We start from the raw sequence: 19,111 nt of genomic DNA, 5'->3' as shown, positions 1-19,111 counted from the left end.
TACACCTTAGTATGCACTTCCATAGGAGCACGATCCATGGCACTCGCCCGCTACGCGGCACGGACTTCCGCCGGTCTGGCTGACCTGTATGACGCCGTCAAGGCCATGGCGGTGCAGTTCGAATTCAAGCCCGGCCAACGCATCAACGAAGTCGAACTGGCTCGCCAACTCAATGTGAGCCGCACGCCGCTGCGCGAGGTGCTGAACCAGCTGATGGTGGAAGGCTTCGTCACGCGCGCGGTCAATCGCGGCTTCATCGGCCGTCCCCTGGATGCCAAGCAGATATACAGTCTTTACGAGTTCCGCTCCGTCCTGGAGTGCGGCATCGTGCGGGCCGCCTGCGAACGGGCCACGGACGCGCAGCTGGATGCGCTGCAGGCCCAGGTGGAAGCTTCGCGCGACGTGCCGGAGGACGCCGATGCCGTGCGCCTGCTCGCCCTGGACGAGGAATTCCACGTGTCGCTGGCGAGGCTGACCGGCAACGAGGAATTCGTGCGCAGCCTGGAAAGTGTCAATGCGCGCATCCATTTCGTGCGCTGGATCGATATGCGGCAGGGCCGCCGTGCCCACACGCAATCCGAGCACCTGCGCATCGTGCAGGCCCTGCGCGCGCGCGATCAGGCGCTGCTGCAGGAACTGGTGTCGCGGCATATCGGCCGCCGCCTGGACCAGATCACCGATGTCATCCGTACGGGTTTTTCGACGATCTATATGCGAGACCAGCTCGAAGACAAAGCCTGACAACCACAAGGGGAAACCATGTCCACGACCAAGAACGATTCGAGCCCACGCCACGCCGGACGCCGGCGCCTGGCCCTCGCGGCCGCGCTATGCGCGGCGCTGGGCGGCGCTTTGGCGGCCGCGCCGGCGGCACACGCCGCTGACGAAAAACCGCTGATCCTGGTGGTGCCGTATCCGCCCGGCGGCAGTACGGACATCCTGGCTCGCATCATGCAGCCCAAGTTGTCCGAACGCATGCACGGCCGTACCGTGATCGTCGAAAACCGCGCGGGCGCCGCCAGCCAGATCGCGACCGGCTTCGTGGCGCGCTCGGCGCCGGACGGCAACACGCTGCTGGTCAGCTTCGACAACCACGGCATCAATCCGGCGGCCAAGCCCAACCTTCCCTACGATACCTTCAAGGATTTCGTGGGCATCTGCCTGACGGTGCGCTTCCCGCTCGTCATCGGCGCCAATCCCCATGTGCCCGGCGATACGCTGAGCGCGTTCTTCGACGCGGCCCGCAAGAACCCTCGCAAGCAGTACAACTTCGCGTCCACCGGCGTGGGGTCGCTGAATCACCTGGCGCCGGAACAGCTCAAGCGCCTGTCCGGCGTCGACTTGCTGCACGTGCCCTACGGGGGTGGTGGTCCGGCGGTGCAGGCCGTGGTGGGGGGCCAGGCCGACATGACCTGGCTCAGCTATGCCGCGCTGCGCGGGCAGATCCAGGCCGGCAAGATCAAGCCGCTGGCGGTGGCGGGCGAAAAACGCCTTCCCGATCTGCCCAATGTGCCGACCGTCGCGGAATCCGGTTTCCCGGGATTCGAAGCCTATTCCTGGAGCGGCATGTTCGCGCCCGCCAAGACGCCGCCTGCAACGGTGAAGGCGCTGACCGCGGATTTCCAGGCGGTACTGGCCGATCCGGAGGTGCGCCGCAAGCTCACCGAGGCGGGATTCGAGGTGATCGGTTCCGACGGCCCGACCCTGGATGCCTACGTCAAGCGCGAGTACCAGCGCTGGGACCAGTTCATCAAGACCAACCACATCAATCTGGAAAACTGAGATGGATCAATTGAATGGTGCCGAAGCCATGGTGCGCATGCTCCAGGCCTACGACGTAAAGCACATCTTCGGCCTGTGCGGCGATACCAGCCTGCCGTTCTATGACGCCCTGGCCCGGTTGGATCACGGCATCCGCCACGTGTTGACGCGCGATGAACGCAGCGCCGGGTATATGGCGGACGCCTATGCGCGCGTCACCGGCAAGGTCGGCGTCTGCGAGGGCCCCAGCGGTGGCGGCGCCACCTATCTGCTGCCCGGCCTGGTGGAAGCCAACGAGTCGTCGATACCCGTCCTGGGTATTACCTCGGACGTGGCCGTCGGTTCGCGCGGGCGCTATCCGCTTACCGAACTGGACCAGGAAGCGCTGTATCGGCCCCTGACCAAATGGAACCGCACCATAGACCGCGCCGACCAGATCCCCGGCATGGTTCGCGCCGCCTTCCGCGCCATGACCGGCGGCAAGGCCGGCGCGGCGCACCTGTGCTTTCCCTACGATGTGATGAAGCAGAAGGTCGATGCGGCGGACATCTGGGCGCAAGCGGAACACGCGCGCTTCCCCGCGATGCGGTATGCGCCGGATCCGGCGGACATCGCCCGCGCCGCGGCCATCCTGGCGGAGTCGCGCGCGCCCGTCATCATCTGCGGCGGCGGCGTGGTGATCGCGGACGGCTGCGCCGCCCTGAAGACGCTGGCGGAGTCCCTGAAGGCCGCGGTATGCGTGACCGTCAGCGGGCAGGGCAGCCTGGCCGACACACATCCGCTGAATGCCGGCGTGGTAGGGTCTAACGGCGGCATCATGGCCACGCGAGACGTGGTTGCCGCGGCGGACGTCGTGATGTTCGTCGGCTGCCGGGCCGGTTCGACTTCCACCGAGCACTGGCGTTTCCCCGGCCGCGATACGACCATCCTGCATATCGACGTCGACCCCATGGTCGTGGGCACCAACTATCGCACAGAAGTCGGCATGATCGGCGACGCCCGGCTGGCGCTCGAGGCCCTGATCGCGGAAGTGACGCCGCGCCTGGCCCGGCGCCGCGCGGACGCCATCGATGGCGCCGTGCTGGCGGGCAAGGCCCAGGCGGCCCGTGCCGCCCAGCTGGATGCGCTGGCCGCCTCGACCGAGCGCCCCATCCGGCCCGAGCGCGTGGTCAAGACCCTGAATCGCCTGCTACCTGATGACGCGGTGGTCTGCGCGGATCCGGGCACGCCTTGCCCATACTTTTCCGCCTACTACGACGCCGCGCGGCCGGGCCGGCATTTCATCACCAACCGCGCTCACGGCGCGCTCGGCTATTCGCTGTCGGCCGCGTTCGGCGCATGGTTCGGGCGTCCGCAGTCCAAGTGCGTCTCGGTGATGGGGGATGGCAGCTTCGGCTTTACGGTGGGCGAACTGGAAACCATCGTGCGGCACAAGGCGCCGCTGCTGATGATCGTGTTCTCCAATTCCGTGTATGGCTGGATCAAGGCCAGCCAGAAGGCCGGCTACGACGAGCGCTATTACAGCGTGGACTTCGACCGTACCGACCATGCGCGCATCGCCGAGGCCTACGGCGTCAAGGCCTGGCGCGTGGAGGATCCGTCGCAGCTTGAATCGGCGCTGCGCGCGGCCATGGAACACGATGGTCCGGCACTGGTCGATGTGCTGGCCCAGCCGCTGCAGGATGCGGCTGCCCCGGTAAGCCAGTGGATGGGTTAAGCGGGCGAGGCCACGGCCGACGGCATGCTGGCCACGACGTGATTCACGCCCGTGGCCAGCGCCTGTGCGTCAATACCGTACACGTGCAGCGATATGGCGACGTCGTCGCCGGCATTGCCCAGGCGGTGTATCTGGTCCAGCCCTTGCGCGGCCGTGACGATGTCCCCGGGAAGACGGCGCACCTGGCCCTCGGCGCGCGCGCATTGGCCGCGCTCGTCCCACGCGTAGAGGGTTTCGGTGAGCGCACCCTTGACCACCCGGTAGGCGCACCAGGTGTGGTGGCCGTGCACGGGGCTGAATTGTCCCGGCGGCCAGACCAGGTAGACGATGGTGAAGCGTCCGTGCGGATCCGCGTAGGCCACGTGGCGCGAATAGCCGCCGCGCCGGGCCGCCAGGGCGCCGGGGCATACCGCGTCCAGGGCTGCGCCGGGATCCGCATCCGCCACCCCCTTGGCGAGGGCGCCGAGCAGGCCGTCGCCCGCCAGCCGGCCCGCGGCCAGGATGGAGTCGCACAGGGGGGCGAGCGCAGGATGAGGAGAATGATATTGCATGATTGACGGCCGGGGTGTCTGTTGGATTCCATCCTACCCCTAGTTTCGAGCAAAAATATTGCTGAATTGCCCGGACAATGCCGCGATATTGGAAGAGGCTTGCGCGATTCCGCCCTGCCGCCTTACGCCACGCCCGTGACCGGGATCTCGTAAGCCCGCACCGCCGGTGCGTCCCCGTGCCAGGGTTCGATGTCCACCAGCGCGGACAGGGCGCTGCTGCCCTGGGCCAGTTGCGACGTGCCGATATCCGGCGTCAAGACGTTCGGATTGCCATGCCGTTCCAGCGATGCGTCCTCGGCATCGAACCACGCGCCCGTGGACATGACCAGCACACCCTGCATCACGCCGTCGTCGACGATGGCGCCCGCCAGGCACGCGCCGCGGCCGTTGTGGATCCGTACCAGCGCGCCGTCGCGGATGCCACGCGCGGCGGCATCGGCGGGATGGATGCGCACGGGTTCCCGGCCCTGGATTTTGCTGGCATTGGAAAGTGGCGTTGGATCCAGCTGGGAATGCAGTCGATGCGCCGGCTGGCTGCTGACCAGATGCAGCGGCCGGTGGCGCGCGGCATCCGCGCCCAGCCATTCGGCCGGCGCCAGCCAAGCCGGGTGGCCGGGGCAATCGTCGTAGCCGAAGCCGGCCACGCGTTCGGAATACAGCTCGATGCGGCCCGATGGCGTTTGCAGCCGATGCGCCCGCGGGTCGCGCCGGAAATCCTCGAACAGCACGAAGTGCCGGCGCGGCGCCGGCAGCGCCAGAAAGCCGCGTTCCCAGAAATCCTCGAAGGGCGGCGCGTCGGGAAGGTCGCCCACCCGCGCCCACCGGGCTCGCATGATTTCGTACATGTGCGCCAGCCATTGCCGGGCGTCGCGGCCTTCGGTATAGGCGGCTTCGTAGCCCCCCATCGCGGCCAATTCCCGGTAGATCTCGACGTCATCCCGGCTGTGTCCCTGCGGCGGCAGGGCGCGGTGCATCGCGAACACATAGCCGTCGCGCGACGAAGCGCCAATGTCCTCGCGTTCCAGCGTGGTCGTGGTCGGCAGTACGATATCGGCACGCCGGGCGGTGGGCGTCCACCAGGTCTCGTGGACCACGATGGTTTCCGGGCGCCGCCATGCGGTTTGCAGCCGATTCAGGTCCTGGTGGTGGTGGAAAGGGTTGCCGCCTGCCCAGTAAACCATCCGCACGTCCGGATAGCGGTATTCGCTGCCGTTGAACTGGTAAGCCGCGCCGGGCTGCAGCAGCATGTCCGCGATGCGGGCCACCGGGATGGAGCGCGCGGCCGGATTCACGCCCTCGGGCAGTTCCGGTACCGCGGCATCCACGCGCGGGTTGCCCGCGCTGTTGATGGAGCCCAGGCCGAAGCTGAAACCGCCGCCGGGCAGGCCGATCTGGCCCAGCATGGCGGCCAGCGCGATGCAGGCCCAATAGGGCTGTTCGCCATGATGGGCGCGCTGCAGCGACCAGGTGCAATTGACCAGCGAGCGGCATTCGGCGGCCGCGAGCGCCAGCCGCCGCACCGTGTCCGCCGGCACGCCGCAAATGGCCGCGGCCCAGTCGGCGGTCTTTGCCTGGCCGTCGGTGTCGCCGCGCAGGTAGGCGGCGTAGCGCTCGAAGCCGTGGCAGCAGCGGGCCAGGAAATCCGCATCATGGCGGCCGGACGCCAGCAGGACGTAGGCCATGCCTATCATCAATGCCGCGTCGGTATTGGGCCGGATGGGTATCCATTCCGCCGGAATATCCGCCGGCATGTCGCCGCGAGTGGGGGAAACGATGACGATGCGAGCCCCGCGCGCCGCCGTGCGCCGCAGCCAATGGGCGGTGGTGTGTTCGCCGGCGCCGCCGGCGATGACCTGCGCGTTGCGCAGCGGCATGCCCCCGAATGCCAGTATCAGGTCGGTGTGACTCGCCACGCTGTTCCAGTCCGTGACCTTGCCGGTGAGCGGCTGCCAGGTGCCGATGACGTGGGGCAGCAGGAATTGCGCGGCGCCCCAGCTGTAATTGCCGACCTGATCTGTGCAACCGCCGCCGGCATACAGGAAGCGGCGCGTCTGGCTCATGGCATTGTGCAAGCGGCCGGCGGAGGCCCAGCCATAGGAGCCGCCGAAAACCGCCTCCGCTCCGTGGCCGGCGCGCACCCGGGCCAGTTCCTCATGCACCAGTTTCAGCGCGGTCTCCCAGCTGACCTCGACATAGCGGTCGATGCCCCGGCCTTCACCTTGGCCGCGCCGGCGCAGCCAGCCTTCGCGCACGGCCGGCCGCGCGATGCGAAGCGGCGAATGCACCATGGCCGGCATGGCGTGGATCATGGGCGAGGGGGCCCGGTCACGTAGGAAGGACTCGCAGGCCACCAGCCGGCCGTCGCGCACCACGGCGGTATAGGCGCCCCAGTGCGACAGGGTGGGATAGCGTTCGGTGCGGGATGACATGATTCCGGTGGTTTAACACAAACGCGTGTTCCGCCCGGCGATGGACGCGGCCCGCGGGAACGGGCAAGATGGCGCGCGTTGCGGAGAAAAATCCATGGATCAGACCGATATCAAGATCCTGAGCCTGTTGCAGAAAGACGCCGGCTGTTCGGTCGCGGAAATCGCCGAGCAGGTCAATCTGTCGGTGACGCCCTGCTGGCGGCGCATCCAGAAGCTGAAGGAAGACGGCGTCATTGCGCGCAACGCCGTGCTGCTGGATCCGGTTGCCCTGGGATTGAAGCTGACCGTGTTCGTGACCATCAAGACCAGCCAGCATAGCGCCAAGTGGACCCGCCGGCTGATCGACGCCGTGCAGGCCCTGCCCAACGTGGTCGAATTCCACCGCATGGCCGGCGATATCGACTACATGTTGAAGGTCGTGGTCGAGGACATGGCCGCCTATGACCGCTTCTACCGCCGCCTGATCGACGCCGTGGACCTCCTGGACGTCAGCGCCAGCTTCTCCATGGAGGTCATCAAGAGCACGACGGAACTGCCTTTGGACGGGCTGTAAGCGCAGGGGCTCCTCAACGCGCCGCCCATGGCCGCTGCCTCTGCGGGGCTGGGACGCGTTACTGGGCGGCGTATCCGGACTGCCGGGAAAGGGTTTTCGTTGCGACGACACAACGAGAACGCAGTTTTCATTTCAGCCGATTCCAATTCCGTCATCTTGCAACGTTTTTTCTTCGGCGTCGGCGTACGATCCTCATCGTCCAATCTGCACGCCAAAGAGATAGACCAGCATGTCCGCGGTTCCTTCCGACGATCCCGCTGCGCCGTTTTCCGGCGCCACGCCTGTCGACGGAATGGCGCGTGGTCGCGCCGCGAGTCCAGCCGCGCTGCCGGAAGGATTTCCCGGTTTCTGGAACGGCACGGACGACCTCTGGGTATTCGCCTATGGATCGCTGATCTGGCGGCCCGGCTTCCCATGGCAGGAGCGCCGGTTGGCCAGCATCCACGGCTACCACCGTTCGCTATGCCTGTGGTCGCGTCATCACCGGGGTTCGGATCAGGCTCCCGGGCTGGTTTTCGGCCTGGACCGGGGCGGCTGCTGCCGGGGCGTCGTGTTTCGCATCGGCGCGGCCGACGTGCCGGCCGCCTTTTCCGCGCTGTGGGAACGCGAGATGATCGGCGGGGCCTATACGCCCCGCTGGTTGACCTGCCACAGCGAACAGGGGCCCGTGACCGGGCTGGCATTCCTCTTGAACCGCGCCTGCGCCGATTATGCCGGCAACGTGGCGGAAGAACGGCGGCTGGACATTATCCGCACGGCGGTGGGCCGTTCCGGCGCCTGCCTGGAATATGTGCTGGAAACCGACCGTGCCTTGCGTGACCACGGCATCAGCGATTGCCGCCTGGGTGAACTGGTACAGCGCCTGGCACGGGCATTCTGATTGACGCCGTGGGGCTCAGAACGTCCATTTTGCAAACATGAACAGCACGTTGCCGTTGCCCTTCCCGCCCGGGATGTAGGTGGCGTAGAACGTGGCCTTGTCGTATCCGACGGACGCCAGCGGCAGGATGCCCGGGAAGGGGATGTAGTGGAAGATGTCCTGGCGCGCCGTCAGGAATGCGGTATAGCCGATGCCGAAACGCCAGTTCTGGCCTATGCGGCCGATCTTCTGGTAACCGTAGCCGGCGACGGGCTCCACGTGGCCATGTGAATCCAGGAAGGCCATGCCATACAGTCCCTGCCAGTCGCCGTCCTCGTCGTAGATGCCCTTGCCCCAGCCGCCGCCCCAGCTTTCCTCACGGAAGGACTTGATCTTCTCGGCGGAATACGCGGAACGGATATGCCAGGCATATCCCGTCATATACAGTTCGTCGCCGCCCTGGTTCCATATCTGGTCCAGGCGGGCACAGGCGCCTTGCGCCCAATTGGGCACGTTGTCGCAGGCGTATGCCGTGAAAGGCAGGGCGGCCGTTGCCGTCAGTAAGCCGACGGCAGCGGCGTGCCGCACGGCGGGAATGAAAGAACGTTTCATCGCGGGGCGTTAGGGTTGAGCACCGCGATGTGACACACGACGAAGCGTGGAAGTGCCCGCCACGCGCGTACAGGCAGGCAGGCGATGGCGATATGGCCGTGTGCACTCCAGGGGGAAGGCGTTGATATCCCGTTGAAAGCGGCGGTTATTTCGAGCGCCTTCTGGGTGCGGCGAGTCGCCGCGGGGACGAGGCGAAACAGAGCCCGCCCGGGGGGCGGCGGTACGCCGCCGCGACGGCGCCGATTGCCGCCGCTTCTACAGTAGAAAGACCGTGGCCAGGCCCAGGAAGATGAAGAAGCCCAGCGAGTCCGTGGCGAACGTCAGCAGCACCGACGACCCGATGGCGGGGTCCTTGCCGAAGCGATCCCGCACCATGGGCACCAGCACGCCGACCGATGCCCCCACCAGCATGTTGCAGATCATGGCGGCCATCATCACCAGCGCGATGGATACCGAGCCGGAGATCGCCCACGCGAACAGCGCGGCCACCAGGCTGCCGCACAGGCCCACCAGCAGCGTCACCAGCAGTTCGCGCTTGACCAGTTGCCACAGGTTGCGGCCGGTGATGCGGCCCATCGCCAGCGCCCGGATGATCATGGTCATGGTCTGGTTGCCCGAATTGCCGCCGATACCGGCCACAATGGACATCAGGAACGCCAGGATCACGATATGGCTGACGGTGCCTTCGAAGCGGGACGCGACGAAGGAAGCCGTGGCGGCCGTGCACAAGTTGAATAACAACCAGGGCGCGCGGTTGCGCAAGGCCATCGTCACCGGCGCGAAGATGTCTTCTTCCTGCAGGCCGGCGCGGGACAGGGCCTGCTCCTGCGAATCCTCGCGCATGACATCCACCACGTCGGCGATGGTCACGCGTCCGATCAGCCGGCCCTGGTCGTCCACCACCGGGGCCGAGACCAGGTCGTACCGTTCGAATGCGCCCGCCGCGTCCGCGTCCGAATCCAGCGCGGCCAGCGTCAGGTAGTCCGTGGTCATCACGTCGCGCACGGCCGTTTCGGGTTCGCTCAATAGCAATGTCGACAATGGCAGGATGCCCTGCAGCTTGTCCTGCCGGTCGACCACGAAAATCTGGTCGGTGTGATCGGGTAATTCATGCAGGCGGCGCAGGTAGCGCAATACGACTTCCAGCGACACGTCCTCGCGCACGCGCACCATCTCGAAGTCCATGATGGCCCCGACGCTGTCTTCGGGGTAGCCCATGGCCTCGAGCAGTTGCGCGCGCTCTTCGTCGGTCAGGCCTTTCTGCACCTCGGCGACGACGTCGGCCGGCAAATCCGGCGCCAGGTCCGCCAGTTCGTCGGCATCCAGGTTTTCCGTCGCCGCCACCAGGTCCTGCCGGTCCATCGCCTCGATCAGCGACTCGCGGACCCAGTCCTCCACTTCCAGCAGCACGTCGGCGTCGTGTTCCGCGCTGACCAGTTTCCACACCGCCTGCCGCTCGTCCTTGGGCAGCGATTCCAGGATGAAGGCGATGTCCGACGGGTGCAGGCCGTCGACCAGCGCCTTCAGTTCGGCCTCGTGCTGGCGGTGCACCAACTGTTCCACCAGGTCCCGGCGCGTGTCGCCTTCTTCCTGGCGATGCACCAGGCTGGCCACGAGCTCCTGCCGGCGCAGCAGTTCCTGCACCTCGGCCAGCGCGTGCTGCGCGTCTTCGGGGTCCAGGCGGCGCGGCGCGGCGGCCGGCTTCTGCGCGATGTCGACTTCGGTCACTGATGTACCCTCCTGTCGCTGCGCGACATCCTCCCCGAGGGAGGGAGCGCCGCCTTCGGGCGGCCGGGCGGCGGCGCTCGCTGATGTACCCTCCTGTCGCTGCGCGACATCCTCCCCGTGGGAGGGAGCGTCGCCTTCGGGCGGCCGCGCGGCGGCGCTCATACGCGGCGATCCGTCATAGCGCGGGCAGCGGGCGGCTGCGGCGGGCGTCGTCCGTCGCGACATAGACCAGGGTGGCTTCCGTGACTTTCACCACCTCCGCGTCCAGGCGCTGGCGCTGCGCGTAGACTTCGACCGAAACGGTGATGGATGTCGTGCCCGTCTTGACGACATCGGCGTAGAAGCTCAGCAGATCACCGACGAATACAGGCTGTTTGAAGAGAAAGCTATTGACCGCGACGGTGGCGACGCGGCCCGCCGCGCGGCGGGCCGCCGGGACCGACCCGGCGATATCCACCTGCGCCATGATCCACCCGCCGAAGACATCGCCGTGCACGTTGGCGTCGGCGGGCATGGGCATGACTCGCAGGACGGCCTCGCGGTTCGCGGGCAGGGCAACGAAGGGCGATGTTTTGGTGGCGGACATGGGCCGGCTCCTGACGGACAACCGGCCGATTATGACGGAAATTCGTCCCTGTCGCGTGACAACCCGCTGACCGTTCAGCCGAGCAGTTTCACGAGGCCGTAGCCGCCGAAAATCAGCCACAGGTACAGGATGAAACCCAGCGCCAGGACGCGGGGTCCGGCCTTGCGGATCTGGCTGAAACGGGTTTCGATGCCCAGCGCCGTCATGGCCATGGTCAAGGCAAACACATCCAGTTTGCGCAGCTGTGCCAACACGTCGGCGGGCAGCATGTTCAACGAGTTGACCACGGCCAAGGCCAGGAAGCCGATCGCGAACCACGGGATGGGCAGGCGCGCGGCTGCCGCCTCGCCCGTGCCGGCCTTGGCCTTGGCGCTGGCGGCGCGCCGCAGCCACAGTCCCAGCACGAGCAGCACCGGCACCAGCAAGGCGACGCGCGTCATCTTCACAATGGTCGCGATTTCGGTGGTGGCCGGATCCACATTGCTGGCGGCGCCAACGACCTGGGCGACCTCGTGTATGGTGCCGCCGATATAAATGCCCAGATGCTGCGTGTCCAGGTGCAGCCAGCCGGCATGGTAGAACACCGGGTACAGGAACATGGACAGGGTGCCGAACAGGACCACCGTCGCGACCGCCACGGCGCTTTTATGCGGCTGGGCGCGCAGTGTGGGTTCGAAGGCCAGCACGGCGGCGGCGCCGCAGATGGCGCTGCCCGCCGAAGTCAGGATGGCGGTATCGCGATCCAGGCCCAGCAGGCGCTGGCCGACCACGGTGCCGATCGCCAGCGTCCCCACCACCACCGCGATGGAAACCTCCAGCCCCGGCAGTCCCACCGCCGCGATCTGCTGGATGCTGATATTCAGGCCGTAGAATGCGACGGCGATGCGCAGCAGCCGGCGCGCGGTGAAATTGACGCCGGCGCTCCAATCCTGCGGCATGGTGCCGCGCAGGAAATTGCCATAGGCCATGCCACACACGATGCCCACCACGAGGGGCGAGAATCCCAGATGGTGCAGGAAGGGAAGACCGGCAAGCTGGATGACGGCGACCGACAGAAGGGCGACAAAGAAAACGCCGTTCAGTTTGTCGCGCCAGGGGGTGGCCAGTGTAAGGGGAGCGGTAGTCGTATTCATGGTGCGGTGTCCCGGGCCGGAAGCGACAGGAACGCCTGTCCTGTTATGAGCGCGCGCCCAGCCTTAATAACTGATGGTAATGTTAGGGCGGCCACTATTATTTGAAAAATTGTTATATCGGATGTTAAATATCCGAAATGCAAATATCGGCGCGCCGCCCGTCGCCTTCGACGGGAGATGTTGCGCCGTGCCCTCGCGCTCCAGGACGACCGACCGCCATGACTCCCGAACAATTGCTGACCTTTGCCTATGTCGCCGAGGCGGGCAATATCAGCCGCGCCGCCGATTTGCTGCATCTCTCGCAGCCGGCGGTCTCCGGCCAGTTGCGCGCCTTGCAGGAGTGGTTCGGCGAGCCCCTGTATCGCCGCAGCGGCCATGGAATCGCCCTGACGTCGGCGGGTGAACGGCTGGTCGAACACGCGCGCCAGCTGCGCCACGCCTACGCGCAGGCCCGGGGCGTACGCGACGCGTGGCGCGGTATCGCGTCCGGTTCGCTGCAGCTGGGCGCCAGCACGACCCCCGCCAGCTACGTCCTGCCGGGGCTGGTCGCGGCCTTCCGGGCCCGCTATCCCGCGGTGGCGCTGCAGCTCACGGACGGCAACACACGGGAAATCGTCCAGCGCTTGTCGCAGCTGGACATGGCCTTCATCGAAGGCGACATCCCGGCGGGCCTGCCGGCCGATACCGCCGTCTACGAGTGGCGCGCCGATGAAGTCGTGGCCGTGGTCCCCGCCGACCATCCCTTGGCCCGGCGGGACAGCGTCGCCCTGGCCGACCTTGCCGCGTACTCGCTGGTCATGCGCGAACAAGGTTCGGGCGTGAGAGGGCTGATCGAACGCGCCTTCCAAGCGGAAGGATTGGCCCCCGATGTGGCGCTGGAACTCGCGGGTGTCGAAGGCGTCAAGCAGGCGGTACGCGCCGGCCTGGGCATCGGCTTCGTGTCCATCATGTCGATGCGGCACGAGGACGGCGCGCTGGTCGCGCTGCGTGTCGGCGACCGCGGGCTGACGCGCACGCTCAGCATTCTGCTGCCGCATGCATCCGCGCCGGCGCGCGCGGCGTCGCTCTTCCTGGAAATGTGCCGGGCCTAGTCCGCCGCCCCGCAGTCGGCCAGTGCGAGGCGCCTTCCAGCGTTAACTCGCCCTAGCGTGCCGGCGCTTGCGCGGCAGGGGCCGCGGCTAGGCGGGAGAGCGCCAGCCGGACCCAGTACGTGGCCCCCAGGCCCAGCAGATCGTCGTTGAAGTCGTAGCTGCCGTTATGCAGCATGCAAGGTCCCAGGCCGTGACCGGCCGTACGGTGGTCGCCCCCGCCGTTGCCGATCCAGACATAGCAGCCGGGTATTTCCTGCAGCATGAACGCGAAGTCTTCCGCGCCCATCGACGGCTGCACGTGGTCGTTGACATTCTCCGGCCCCACCAGCTCGCGCAGCACGTCAGCGCACATGGCGGCCTCGGCCGGGTGATTGATCGTCGGCGGATAGTGGCGCTGGAAATCGAAATCGACCTCGCAGCCCAGCGCCGCGCAGGTGTGCACCGAGATGTCGCGCATGCGCTCCTCGATCAGGTCCAGCGACTCCATCGTGAACGTGCGCGCCGTGCCCCGCATCACCGCCTCGGTCGGCACCACATTGTCCGCGCTGCCGGCGTGGATCTGGGTGATGCTCAGTACCGCCGCATCCAGCGGATTGCGATTGCGCGTGATGATGGTTTGCAGCGATTGCGCCAGTTGTACGGCTGCCATGACCGGGTCGACGCCCAGGTGAGGCATGCCGGCATGCGACCCCTTGCCCGTGATCGTGATGCGGAAATCGTTGCTGGACGCCATGATCGGGCCGTTGGCCAAGCCGAACGCGCCCTGCGCCATGCCCGGCCAATTGTGCATGCCGAACACCGCTTCCATGGGGAATTCGCGGAACAGGCCGTCGTCGATCATGCGCTTGGCGCCGCCCCCGTGTTCTTCGGCGGGCTGGAAAATAACGTGGACGATGCCGTTGAAATCCCGGTGCGCGGCCAGATAGCGGGCGGCGCCCAGCAGCATGGCCGTGTGCCCGTCGTGCCCGCATGCATGCATTTTGCCCGGGTGCCGGCTGGCGTGCGCGAAGGTATTGGCTTCCTGCATCGGCAGGGCATCCATGTCGGCGCGCAGGCCGATCGCGCGATCGCCCCCGCCGTTGCCGCGTATGGTCCCCACGACGCCGGTGCCGCCCAGGCCCCGGCGCACCGGGATACCCCATTCCTGGAGTTTGCCGGCCACCACGTCGGCGGTCCGGAATTCCTCGAAACACAGTTCCGGATGGGAATGAAGGTCGCGGCGTATGGCGGCGAGTTCCGCCTGCCACGCGACGATGGGTTCTAGCAGTTTCATGAGACACCGTTGGGTTGCGCGCCCGCGTGGGCACGGCAAAAATAGGGCAGGCCATCAGGCCGTAGCCCCCCGGCGCGCCGCAAGGGACGGCGGGGCGGCTGCATGATCGAGCGTATCATCAATCCCGGCCTTTATTAAATGGGAGACAACACCATGCAGCGTCCATGGCTGGCCGAGTATCCTGCCGGCGTTCCTGCGGAGGTTTCCGCCGACGGCTATGTTTCGCTGGTGGATCTGCTGGACCGGGCCTGCGAACGCTATGCGAGCCGCATCGCCTGTACGGCGATGGGTACGGATATCCGCTACGAAACCCTGGACCGCCATGCGAAGTGCTTCGCCGGGTGGCTGCAGTCGCTGGGCCTGGAACGAGGCACCCGCGTCGCCCTGATGTTGCCCAACGTACCGGCATATCTTGCCTGCATGCTGGGCACGCTGCGCGCTGGCCACGTCCTGGTCAACGTCAACCCGCTTTACAAGCCGGTGGAATTGCAGCGCCAGCTTCGGGACAGCGGCGCGCAAGTGATCGTCGTTTTGGAGAATTTCGCGCATACCCTGCAGGACGTGGAGGACCGCGGCGAGCTGCGCCACGTGGTCGTCACGGCGGTGGGCGACCTGCTGGGGGGCGTCAAGGAAACGGTCGTCAACATGGTGGCGCGGCACGTCAAGAAGGCCGTGCCGGCCTGGCGCATCGAGGGCGCGCTGCCCCTGACGCGCGCCCTGGCCATCGGCCGCCGGCATGGCTTCGAGGCACCGGTGCTTTCCATGGACGACCTGGCCGTCCTGCAGTACACGGGCGGTACCACCGGCACGCCCAAGGGCGCCATGCTGACGCATCGCAACCTGGCCATCAACGTTCTGCAAACGGAGGCCGTGGCCTGGCCCGCGCTGCACGACGTGGCCGGCCAACTGACGATCATCAGCGCCTTGCCGCTTTATCATGTCTTCGCGATGACCGTCTGCGGGCTGTACGGCATGCACGCCGGCATGCGCAATCTGCTGATTCTGAATCCCCGCGACCAACCTGCCTTGATCAAGGCCTGGCGCGATGCGCCGGTGCATATCTTTCCCGGGGTCAACACGCTCTTCAACGCGCTGGCCAATAACGCCGCCTTCGCCGCGCTGGATTTTTCCGCCCTGCGACTCACGTTCGGTGGCGGCATGGCGGTGCAGAGCGCCGTGGCGGAGCGCTGGCGCAAGATGACGGGCAGGCCCATCATCGAAGGCTACGGATTGTCGGAAACCGCGCCCGTGGCCACCGTCAACCCCTCCGATACGCTTGAATTTTCCGGCTCCATCGGTTTGCCGGTGCCGTCCACCGACGTGGCGATCCTCGACGACGACGGCCATGCCGTGCCGGAGGGCGAGCGCGGGGAAGTCTGCATCAAGGGGCCGCAGGTGATGCGTGGCTACTGGCAGCGCCCGGAAGAAACCCACCAGGTCATGACGGCGGATGGCTATTTCCGCACCGGCGACATCGGCACGATGGACCAGCGCGGCTACATCCGCATCGTGGACCGCAAGAAGGACATGATCACCGTGTCGGGTTTCAAGGTCTATCCCAACGAGGTCGAGGAAGTCATCGTCGCCCACCCCGATGTACTCGAAGTCGCCGCCATCGGTGTGGAGGATGAGCGGTCCGGCGAAGTGGTCAAGGTCTTTATCGTGCCCCGCAGCGCCGCGCTGTCGCAGGCCGAAGTCAACGCCTGGTGCCGGGAAAGGCTGACGGGCTACAAATGCCCGCGCGAGGTGGAGTTCCGCGCCGAACTGCCCAAGAGCAACGTCGGCAAGATCCTGCGCCGCGAGCTGCGCGACAAGGCCGGCCAGCCGGCGGCCGAGCGTGCGGCCATCGCGTCGTGACGGGCTTTTTCAGCTTGCCGGTTTTTTGACCAGGTGCGGCGCGATCATGGCTTTCAACGCGGCGGCGATGGCCTTGTTGCCCGACACGACATAGCCGCCGATGGGCCAGCTGTCCACGCCATGCATGTCTTCGGCCACGCCGCCGGCTTCGCGCACGATCAGCGTCCCCGCGGCGACATCCCAGGGCGCCAGCCCCATTTCCCAATAGCCGTCGTAGCGGCCCGCCGCCGTCCACGCCAGATCCAGCGCGGCCGCGCCCAGCCTGCGTACGCCGCGCGTCAGGTTGATGGCATCGTTCAGGGTAGGCATGTATTGCTGCGCGAACGAGAAGTCGCGGAAAGGGAACCCCGTGGCCAGCACCGCGTCATCCAGCGTCTGGGTGCGCGAGCAGGCGATGCGATGGCCGTTCAGCCATGCGCCCACCCCATGGATGGCATTGAACAGCTCTTCCCGGCTGGGGTCGTAGACCACGCCCACGACAGGCGTATCCACTGCCAACGGCGCGCCGGCGTCCACGCGTGTGCCGGCGTGCGCGATCAGGGCGATGGAAACGGCATAGTGCGGTATGCCGTGCAGGAAGTTGGTGGTGCCGTCCAGCGGATCGATGTACCACGTTGCCGCGCCTTCGACCTTGCCGCCGGTTTCCTCCGCCACGATGCCGTATTGCGGGGTGCGTTCGCGCAGTTCCTGGATGACCGCGGCTTCCGCTTCGCGATCGGCCTGCGAGACCAGGTCGTTGCGCGCCTTGCGGTCGATGACCAGGTCCGCGCGGTGATGCGCGTAGGATTGCAAAATGGCGGCGCCGGCATGCGCCGCGTTGACGGCGGCATCCAGGGCAGCGCACAGGTCCAGGGGTGTGTGCGAAGAGGTGGCTTGCGCGGAGGGTTGCATGCTTGTCTGGCGATAATCAAGGTTTGGCCGCGGCGCGGTGCGACGGATGGGCGGGATGGCCGCCCGATAGCCCGATTCTACGCCGCGCACTGAATCTCCACGATGCATAGCCCATGTTCGAGTCTCCTAGTGTTGCGTATCAGCCGTTGATTGCCGCCCGGCCCATCGTCGACGCGCACGGCATTCCGCGCAGCCGCGAATACGGCGACGTGTATCACGCCGCCGACGGTGCGTGGGCGCAGGCACATCATGTGTTCCTGCAAGGTAATGGCCTGCCGGAACGCTGGCAGGGACGCCCTCGCTTCACCGTCTGCGAAACCGGTTTCGGCCTGGGCTTGAATTTCCTTGCCCTCTGGCGTGCCTGGCGCGAGGATCCGCGCCGGCCCGCCCGCCTGCACCTGGTGTCGTTCGAAGCTCATCCGCTGCGCGCCGACGACCTGGCGGCCCTGCTGGCGCGATACGCGGGGGATGCCGCCGTGTCCGGGCTGGTACGGGAACTCGCCGCGCAATGGCCGCCCCTGGTTCCAGGCATCCATAGGCTGGATTTTGAAAAAGGCGCGGTGACGCTGACGTTGGGATTCGGCGATGCGTGCGCCATGGCGTCCAGCCTGGATTTTGTGGCGGACGCGTTTTTCCTCGACGGTTTCGCGCCTGCGCGCAATCCGCGGATGTGGACGCCGGCGCTGATGCACGCGCTGGCGGCCCATGCGGCGCCGGGTGCCACGGCGGCGACCTGGTGCAGCGCGGGCGCGGTACGGCGCGCCTTGCAGGACGCCGGCTTCGCGGTGGAAAAGCGCCGCGGCTTCGCGGGCAAGACCCATATGATCGCGGCCGTCCATTCGGGGGCGTGCCAGTCCGCCGGCGCGCCGCCCGCACACGTTGCCGTGGTGGGCGGCGGCATCGCCGGCGCGGCGGTCGCCCAGGCGCTCAGCCTGCGCGATATTCCCGTGACCGTGTTCGATGCGCAGGGCGCGGCCCGCGCGCATCAGGGCCACGTCGCCGCGGCCCTGACGCCGCTGGTCGCGCGTGACGATAACGCCCGGGCCCGTCTGTCGCGCGCCGGCAGCCAGCGCGCGCTGGCACGCTGGGGGGCGCTGCCGGCCGACGCGCGGCCATGGCAATGCGGCACGCTGCAGTTGTCGCGCGACGCCGGGCGCGCGGCGGATGCCGCATCGGTGTTGCAGGCACTGGCCTTTCCGCCTTCCTGGGTGTGCGGCGTCGATGCGGCGCGGGCCAGCGACATCGCCGGCCTGCCTTTGTCGCGGGGCGGGCTTTATTTTTCGACGGGCATGCTGGTGCGGCCGCACGCCTTGATCCAGGCGCTTGCGGCCGCACCCGGCATACGGCACGTACAGGCGAATATCCGGCGCATCGACCATGGATCCGGCGGCTGGCGCCTGTATACGGACACGGATGAAGAAGTCGGTCAGGCCCCGGTCGTCGTATTGGCCAATGCCCTCGGCGCGCGTGACGTATTAGGTGCCAGCGAGCTGCTCGCGCCTTTGCCGCGCCTCGCGCAGATGCATGCGTTGGCGGGCGAAGTGACCCTGCTGCCCGAGCATGGGTTGCATGGCGGCCCACGCTGCATCGTCGGCGGCGAAGGTTATCTCCTGCCGGCGGTGGAGGGATGGTGCGTGGCCGGCAGCACCTACGCCCATGGCGCCACGGAAAGCCACGTCACGGCGGCGGGACAGGCGGTCAATATCGGCAAGGCCGCCGGTCTGCTCGCGGATGCGGTGCCGGTGCGGCAATGGGCCGCTTCGGCGGGATCCCTGCCGGGCTGGGCGGGTTGGCGTGCCGTATTGCCCGGCCGCTTACCGGCGATCGGGCCGGTTTCGCATGCCGACTGTCTTTTTCTGGCGACGGGCTACGCCTCGCGGGGCTTGAGTTGGGCGGCGCTGGCCGGCGACATCATCGCCGCACGGCTGTGCGGCGAGCCCGCCATGCTGGAATCCGAACTGCTTGCGGTCATCGCCCCGCGCTAAGCGCGGGCGGCGCCGCGTGCCGGCGCGGTGTCGAAGCCGCAACTTACAGGAAGTTGCCGTTATTTGGGGGCAGATCGCGTGCGGG

Annotated in this window: 16 protein-coding genes; 8 read left to right on the top strand and 8 right to left on the bottom strand. The window is 67.1% G+C overall.

Annotated elements, in window-relative coordinates:
• Nucleotides 1–36 precede the first annotated feature (36 nt).
• From AKI39_RS19615 to AKI39_RS19605, 3 genes are read left to right on the top strand one after another with little or no spacing between them, the layout of a single operon-like run.
• A complete protein-coding gene (locus AKI39_RS19615; RefSeq protein ID WP_066639880.1) occupies nt 37–741 on the top strand; it encodes a GntR family transcriptional regulator in 705 nt (234 codons plus the stop codon).
• Between the two features lie 18 nt (nt 742–759).
• Nucleotides 760–1,782: a tripartite tricarboxylate transporter substrate binding protein gene (locus AKI39_RS19610; RefSeq protein ID WP_083228940.1), complete on the top strand. Its 1,023-nt coding sequence runs from the start codon at nt 760–762 to the stop codon at nt 1,780–1,782.
• A 1-nt stretch (nt 1,783) separates the two neighbouring features.
• The gene (locus tag AKI39_RS19605) at nt 1,784–3,478 is read left to right on the top strand and encodes a thiamine pyrophosphate-binding protein (protein ID WP_066639877.1); all 1,695 of its coding nucleotides are present in this window, start codon (nt 1,784–1,786) and stop codon (nt 3,476–3,478) included.
• Here the strand turns inward: AKI39_RS19605 and AKI39_RS19600 are convergent.
• Together AKI39_RS19600 and AKI39_RS19595 are read right to left on the bottom strand one after the other, a co-directional pair.
• A complete protein-coding gene (locus AKI39_RS19600) occupies nt 3,475–4,029 on the bottom strand; it encodes a cysteine dioxygenase family protein (protein WP_066639866.1) in 555 nt (184 codons plus the stop codon). The two genes, AKI39_RS19605 and AKI39_RS19600, sit on opposite strands and share 4 nt — an antisense overlap.
• A gap of 122 nt (nt 4,030–4,151) precedes the next feature.
• The gene (locus AKI39_RS19595; protein ID WP_066639864.1) at nt 4,152–6,458 is read right to left on the bottom strand and encodes a molybdopterin-dependent oxidoreductase; all 2,307 of its coding nucleotides are present in this window, start codon (nt 6,456–6,458) and stop codon (nt 4,152–4,154) included.
• A gap of 94 nt (nt 6,459–6,552) precedes the next feature.
• Here AKI39_RS19595 and AKI39_RS19590 point away from each other — a divergent pair, with 94 nt between their 5' ends.
• Together AKI39_RS19590 and AKI39_RS19585 are read left to right on the top strand one after the other, a co-directional pair.
• Complete coding sequence (locus tag AKI39_RS19590) at nt 6,553–7,011, top strand: Lrp/AsnC family transcriptional regulator (RefSeq protein ID WP_066639861.1); 459 nt, start codon at nt 6,553–6,555, stop codon at nt 7,009–7,011.
• Nucleotides 7,012–7,303: 292 nt separating this feature from the next.
• Nucleotides 7,304–7,891: a gamma-glutamylcyclotransferase gene (locus AKI39_RS19585; RefSeq protein WP_066643385.1), complete on the top strand. Its 588-nt coding sequence runs from the start codon at nt 7,304–7,306 to the stop codon at nt 7,889–7,891.
• Between the two features lie 15 nt (nt 7,892–7,906).
• Here the strand turns inward: AKI39_RS19585 and pagP are convergent, their stop codons facing one another.
• From pagP to AKI39_RS19565, 4 genes are all read right to left on the bottom strand, one after another.
• Nucleotides 7,907–8,482: a lipid IV(A) palmitoyltransferase PagP gene (gene pagP / locus AKI39_RS19580; RefSeq protein WP_066639859.1), complete on the bottom strand. Its 576-nt coding sequence runs from the start codon at nt 8,480–8,482 to the stop codon at nt 7,907–7,909.
• A 255-nt stretch (nt 8,483–8,737) separates the two neighbouring features.
• Nucleotides 8,738–10,210, bottom strand: coding sequence for a magnesium transporter (mgtE, locus tag AKI39_RS19575; RefSeq protein WP_066639856.1), 1,473 nt, complete (start codon nt 10,208–10,210; stop codon nt 8,738–8,740).
• A 175-nt stretch (nt 10,211–10,385) separates the two neighbouring features.
• Nucleotides 10,386–10,796 (bottom strand): acyl-CoA thioesterase, encoded by a 411-nt coding sequence (locus AKI39_RS19570; RefSeq protein WP_066639854.1) that lies wholly within the window; start codon nt 10,794–10,796, stop codon nt 10,386–10,388.
• Between the two features lie 74 nt (nt 10,797–10,870).
• Nucleotides 10,871–11,929, bottom strand: coding sequence for a YeiH family protein (locus AKI39_RS19565; protein WP_066639852.1), 1,059 nt, complete (start codon nt 11,927–11,929; stop codon nt 10,871–10,873).
• A 218-nt stretch (nt 11,930–12,147) separates the two neighbouring features.
• Here AKI39_RS19565 and AKI39_RS19560 point away from each other — a divergent pair, with 218 nt between their 5' ends.
• A complete protein-coding gene (locus tag AKI39_RS19560; protein WP_066639850.1) occupies nt 12,148–13,020 on the top strand; it encodes a LysR family transcriptional regulator in 873 nt (290 codons plus the stop codon).
• 52 nt (nt 13,021–13,072) lie between these two features.
• On the opposite strand, the gene AKI39_RS19555 is transcribed toward AKI39_RS19560, so the two are convergent.
• Nucleotides 13,073–14,293 (bottom strand): M20 aminoacylase family protein, encoded by a 1,221-nt coding sequence (locus tag AKI39_RS19555; protein WP_066639847.1) that lies wholly within the window; start codon nt 14,291–14,293, stop codon nt 13,073–13,075.
• A 153-nt stretch (nt 14,294–14,446) separates the two neighbouring features.
• Here AKI39_RS19555 and AKI39_RS19550 point away from each other — a divergent pair, with 153 nt between their 5' ends.
• Nucleotides 14,447–16,150 (top strand): AMP-binding protein, encoded by a 1,704-nt coding sequence (locus tag AKI39_RS19550; RefSeq protein ID WP_066639844.1) that lies wholly within the window; start codon nt 14,447–14,449, stop codon nt 16,148–16,150.
• A gap of 9 nt (nt 16,151–16,159) precedes the next feature.
• On the opposite strand, the gene AKI39_RS19545 is transcribed toward AKI39_RS19550, so the two are convergent.
• Nucleotides 16,160–17,041: an inositol monophosphatase family protein gene (locus AKI39_RS19545; protein WP_066643375.1), complete on the bottom strand. Its 882-nt coding sequence runs from the start codon at nt 17,039–17,041 to the stop codon at nt 16,160–16,162.
• Between the two features lie 113 nt (nt 17,042–17,154).
• On the opposite strand from AKI39_RS19545, the gene mnmD reads away from it, so the two are divergent.
• The gene (gene mnmD / locus AKI39_RS19540; RefSeq protein ID WP_066639842.1) at nt 17,155–19,026 is read left to right on the top strand and encodes a tRNA (5-methylaminomethyl-2-thiouridine)(34)-methyltransferase MnmD; all 1,872 of its coding nucleotides are present in this window, start codon (nt 17,155–17,157) and stop codon (nt 19,024–19,026) included.
• The last annotated feature ends 85 nt before the right edge of the window (nt 19,027–19,111 follow it).

Source organism: Bordetella sp. H567, assembly GCF_001704295.1.
Classification (GTDB): Bacteria; Pseudomonadota; Gammaproteobacteria; order Burkholderiales; family Burkholderiaceae_B; genus Bordetella_C.
This window is presented reverse-complemented; position numbering and strand designations above follow the sequence as displayed.